Here is a 4,560-nt window from a genome sequence, read left to right as displayed (position 1 = left end):
CTACCTCATCCCCACGATCCTCGACATGCCGCCGATGCGCCTGCGGATCCTCGAACATCCCGACCCGCACGCGCCGTACGGGCTGCGCGGCGCCGGTGAGCCGCCCACGCTGTCCTCGACGCCGGCGATCGTGGCCGCAGTACGCGACGCCTGCGGCGCGCCGCTCACGCGGGTGCCGGTGCGCCCGGAGCACATCGTGGGCCACGTCCGCGAGGTCCCGGCCTGATCCCGGCGGCCGGGGTCGGTCGCCGCCGGGCGTTCCCTTACTCTTCTCCGCATCGCCCCCCGATCGGAGGTTCGCAGTGCTCGTACACCCCTGGGACTCGGCCGAGGACGACGAATGGCGTGCCTGGCTCGCCGGACGTGACTTCGGACAGCTGATCGCCGGCGGGCGCGACCGCGATCTGCCGGTCGTGGTCCCCACCCACTTCGTCTTCGACGGCGAGCGGACCGTGTGGCTCCACCTCGCGCGGCCCAACCCGGTGTGGGAACCACTCCAAGAGCGTCCGCGCGCCCTGCTCACCGTGATCGACGACTACACCTACATCCCCTCGGACTGGAACACCGCGCCCGGCGGCGCGGTCGAGCGCGGCGTGCCGACGTCGTACTACGCGACCGTGCAACTGGCCTGCGACGTCCGCGTCGTGGACGACCCCGTGGAGAAGGCCGCGATCCTCGACCGGCAGCTCGCCCACTTCGAGCCGGGTTCGGGCCGGCTCCCGGTCGCGGCCGAGGAGGACCCGGACCGGCGGCTGATGCCGGGCATCCGCGGGCTCGAACTGACCGTCACCGGCGTGCGGGCCAAGTTCAAGTACGGCGGGAACAAGGAGGCCGACCACGTACGGGAGATCGCCGACCGCCTCGAGGAGCGCGGTACCCGGGCCGACATCGCGGCCCGGCAGCACGCACTGCGGCGTGTATAGATACTGTTAAGAATCTGGTGTGCCGGGAAGTCTGGTCGGCGCTGTCCTTGGTGATCCCAATGGGAAGGCAGTGCCATGACCGACGTCGAGCCGTTCGGCCGGGCCATCTTGCTGATCGCGCTGATCGGGACCCTGGCCGTGCTCTCGAGCCGGTTCGGCGAGCGGCTGCGGGTGCCGGCGCCGGCGATGTTCCTGGTGTGCGCGGCGGTCGCCTCCGCCGTCTGGCCCGGCCTCGGCACGGTGGGGATGCCCGTCGTCGAGGAGATCGTCACGGTCGCGCTGACCGTCATCCTCTTCGACGGCGGCATGAACATCGGCCGCCGCCGGTTCCGTTCGGCGGCCGGCGCGACGCTGTGGCTCGGCGTGGCCGGCACGGTCGTCACGGCCGTGGCCGTGGCGGTCCTGGCCCACGAGGCGTTCGGCCTCGACTGGCGCATCGCGATGCTGCTCGGCACCGCGCTCTCCCCCACCGACCCGGCCGTGGTCTTCTCCGTGCTCGGCCGGAGGGAGATCGCCGGGCGCACCGGCACCCTGCTGGAGGGTGAGTCGGGTGCGAACGATCCCGTCGGCATCGCGCTGATGGTGGCGCTGCTGGGCGCGGGCGGCTCCGGCCTGCACTCCGCCGGAGAGGTCGTCGTCGAGTTCTGCCGGCAGATGGCGATCGGGGCGGCCGTCGGCGTCGCGGGCGGCCTGCTCCTGCTGACCTTCATGCGGCGCGTCCCGCTCCCCTCCGGGGGCCTGTACGCGCTGCGGGTGCTCTTCGGCGCCCTGGTGATCTACGGTCTGGCGACCGCGGCGCACGGCTCGGGCTTTCTGGCGGTCTTCACGGCCGGCATCGTGCTGGGCGACGAGCGCGCGCCGTACAAACGGGAGATCGAGCGGTTCCACTCGTCGCTGGCGAGCCTCGGCGAGATCGTCGCGTTCACCATGCTCGGGCTGACGATCAAGATCCGCGAACTGCCGCACGGCGGGGCGATCTGGATGGGCCTGCTGCTCGCGCTCGCGCTGGCCTTCGTCATCCGCCCGGTCTTCGTCGGGCTCGTGCTGCTGCCGGTCCGGCTCCGGCGGCGTGAGCGGATCTTCGTGCTCTGGACGGGGCTGAAGGGCGCGGTGCCGATCCTGCTCGGCACCTTCATCGTGCAGGCCGGCGTGCCGGACGCGCGGCGGGCGTACGCGATCATTTTCGTGGTCGTGGCGTTCTCGGTGATCGTGCAGGGCGGGACCGTCCCCACCCTCACGCACCGGCTCGGCATACCGCTGCGCGTCGTCGAACCCGAGCCCTGGAGCCTCGGCGTACGCTTTCAGGAGGAGCCGGAGGGGCTGCACCGCTACCAGGTCGCGCTGGGCTCCCCCGCCGACGGGGCGACCGTCGACGACCTGCCGTGCGGCGAGGACGCCTGGGTCAGCTTCGTGATCCGCGAGGGCCGCCTGGTCCCGGTACGGTCCGGCACCGAGATACGGGCGGGCGACGAGGTGCTGGTGTTGGCGGACGACACACCGCATCTCGAAACCGTCTTCACGAATGCGGACAATACCCCCGGAACGTGACAATGTGTCAGCATCCTTGGGAATAGCAATACATGCTGCTCATCGCGATTCTGGTCATCCTCGTCGCACCCTTGGTGGGTAACACAATTGAGGGAGGCATCGTGAGGGTCGGCGTACCGCGCGAGATCAAGAATAATGAGTACCGCGTCGCCATGACGCCGGCCGGCGCACACGAGCTGGTGCGCCACGGCCACGACGTCTTCGTCGAGCGCGACGCCGGCGCGGGCTCGAACATCCCCGATGAGGACTACATCGGCGCCGGGGCCAAGATCCTCGAGACCGCCGACGACGTGTGGGAGACCGGCGAGCTGATCCTGAAGGTCAAGGAGCCGATCGAGCCGGAGTACCACCGGATGCGCCGGGGGCAGACGCTCTTCACCTACCTGCACCTCGCCGCGTCGCGCGCCTGCACCGACGCGCTCCTCGGCTCGGGTGTCACCTCGATCGCCTATGAGACCGTACAGCTGCCGAACCGGTCGCTGCCGCTGCTCGCGCCCATGTCCGAGGTCGCGGGCCGGCTCGCTCCGCAGGTCGGCGCGTACAACCTGATGAAGTTCAACGGCGGGCGCGGCGTGCTGCCCGGCGGCGTCCCCGGCGTGGCCCCGGCCAGGGTCGTGGTCATCGGCGGCGGCGTGTCCGGCCTGAACGCCGCCCAGATCGCCGTCGGCATGGGCGCCGACGTCACGATCATGGACGTGAACATCGACCGGCTCCGCCACATCGACTCGATCTACCAGGGCCGGCTGAAGACCCTGATGTCCAACACGTACGCCATCGAGCGTGCCGTGCTCGACGCCGACCTGGTCATCGGCGCGGTGCTGATCCCCGGCGCGAAGGCGCCCACGCTGGTCTCGAACCACCTGGTCGCCCGGATGAAGCCCGGCTCGGTGCTGGTCGACATCGCCATCGACCAGGGCGGCTGCTTCGAGGACTCCCGCCCGACGACGCACGACGAGCCGACCTACACGGTGCACGACTCGGTCTTCTACTGCGTCGCGAACATGCCGGGCTCGGTCCCCAACACCTCCACGTACGCGCTGACCAACGTGACCCTGCCGTACGCCATCGCGCTGGCCGGCAAGGGCTGGCGGCAGGCCGTGACCGACGACCGGGCGCTGGCACAGGGCCTCAGCACGCACGAGGGACGCCTCGCCAGCTACCCGGTCGCCGAGGCGCACGGCCTCGGCCACGTGGAGCTGGACGACCTTCTCGTCTGACTTCTCGCATGCGAGCGTACGTCCCGTAGTGTGCCGCCCATGGGGGAATTGATCCTGCTGCGGCATGGTGAGACGGAATGGGCGCGTGAGGGGCGGCACACCGGCCGTACCGATGTGCCGCTGACGCCCGAGGGCGAGGAGCAGGCCCGCGCGCTCGCGCCGCTGCTCGCGAACCGCCGGTTCGCGCTCGTGCTGACCAGCCCGGCCGAACGCGCCCGGCGAACCGCGGAGCTCGCCGGGCTCACCGGAGCGGAGACGGACGAGCGCCTGTGGGAGTGGGACTACGGCGCGTACGAGGGCCGGAGCACCCCGGAGATCCGCGAGGAACGCCCCGGCTGGTACCTGTGGCGCGACGGCGTGATCGGCGGCGAGACGGTCGACCAGGTCGGAGCGCGGGCGGACGCGGTCCTGGAGCGCGTACTGCCGATGCTGGCGGACGGCGACGTGGTACTCACCGCCCACGGGCACATCCTGCGCGTCCTGACCGCCCGCCGCCTGAGCCTGCCGCCCGCCGACGGGCGGCTGTTCCGACTCGACACGGGCACGCTCTCCACGCTGGGCACCGAACACGAACAGCCGGTGATCGCCTCGTGGAACGTCCCCCCGAGCTGAGGACGCGGCGACGGGCGGGAGGGAACCGGCTCCCGAGCAGACGCCATCGACCCCGGTGCCCGGCTCTCAGGTTGTGGCGGAGCGGTCCGCCGCCCAGGCGTTCAGGCCGTCCTCGGTGAGGACCTGGTCGAGGGCGGCGGCCGCCGCGCCGTGGAGGGCTCCGGCCTCGCCGAGGGTGGCGGCGACCACCGGCGGCGGGTCGTCGCGGCGGAACCACATGAGCCCGTCCGTCAGCGCCGCGGTGAACCGCGGTTCGGCCG

At 71.5% G+C, this 4,560-nt stretch carries 5 protein-coding genes and 1 pseudogene; 5 read left to right on the top strand and 1 reads right to left on the bottom strand.

Annotated elements, in window-relative coordinates; genetic code table 11:
• The 5 genes and pseudogenes from ACFFNX_RS43040 to ACFFNX_RS43020 all read left to right on the top strand — a co-directional run.
• Positions 1-226, top strand: a pseudogene (locus ACFFNX_RS43040) (hypothetical protein); the annotation flags it as partial.
• Positions 227-302: 76 nt separating this feature from the next.
• Positions 303-923: an FMN-binding negative transcriptional regulator gene (locus ACFFNX_RS43035; protein WP_378212023.1), complete on the top strand. Its 621-nt coding sequence runs from the start codon at positions 303-305 to the stop codon at positions 921-923.
• Between the two features lie 75 nt (positions 924-998).
• The gene (locus ACFFNX_RS43030) at positions 999-2,471 is read left to right on the top strand and encodes a potassium/proton antiporter (protein ID WP_378212022.1); all 1,473 of its coding nucleotides are present in this window, start codon (positions 999-1,001) and stop codon (positions 2,469-2,471) included.
• Between the two features lie 101 nt (positions 2,472-2,572).
• Complete coding sequence (gene ald, locus ACFFNX_RS43025; protein WP_378212021.1) at positions 2,573-3,688, top strand: alanine dehydrogenase; 1,116 nt, start codon at positions 2,573-2,575, stop codon at positions 3,686-3,688.
• Between the two features lie 39 nt (positions 3,689-3,727).
• Positions 3,728-4,300, top strand: coding sequence for a histidine phosphatase family protein (locus tag ACFFNX_RS43020; protein ID WP_378212020.1), 573 nt, complete (start codon positions 3,728-3,730; stop codon positions 4,298-4,300).
• Between the two features lie 66 nt (positions 4,301-4,366).
• Here ACFFNX_RS43020 and ACFFNX_RS43015 read toward each other — a convergent pair.
• Positions 4,367-4,560, bottom strand: a 194-nt coding sequence (locus ACFFNX_RS43015; protein WP_378212019.1) for a hypothetical protein, incomplete at its 5' end; no start/stop codon positions are given.

This window comes from Actinoallomurus acaciae (assembly GCF_042429965.1).
In the GTDB taxonomy this organism is placed as follows: Bacteria; Actinomycetota; Actinomycetes; order Streptosporangiales; family Streptosporangiaceae; genus Actinoallomurus; species Actinoallomurus acaciae.
This window is presented reverse-complemented; position numbering and strand designations above follow the sequence as displayed.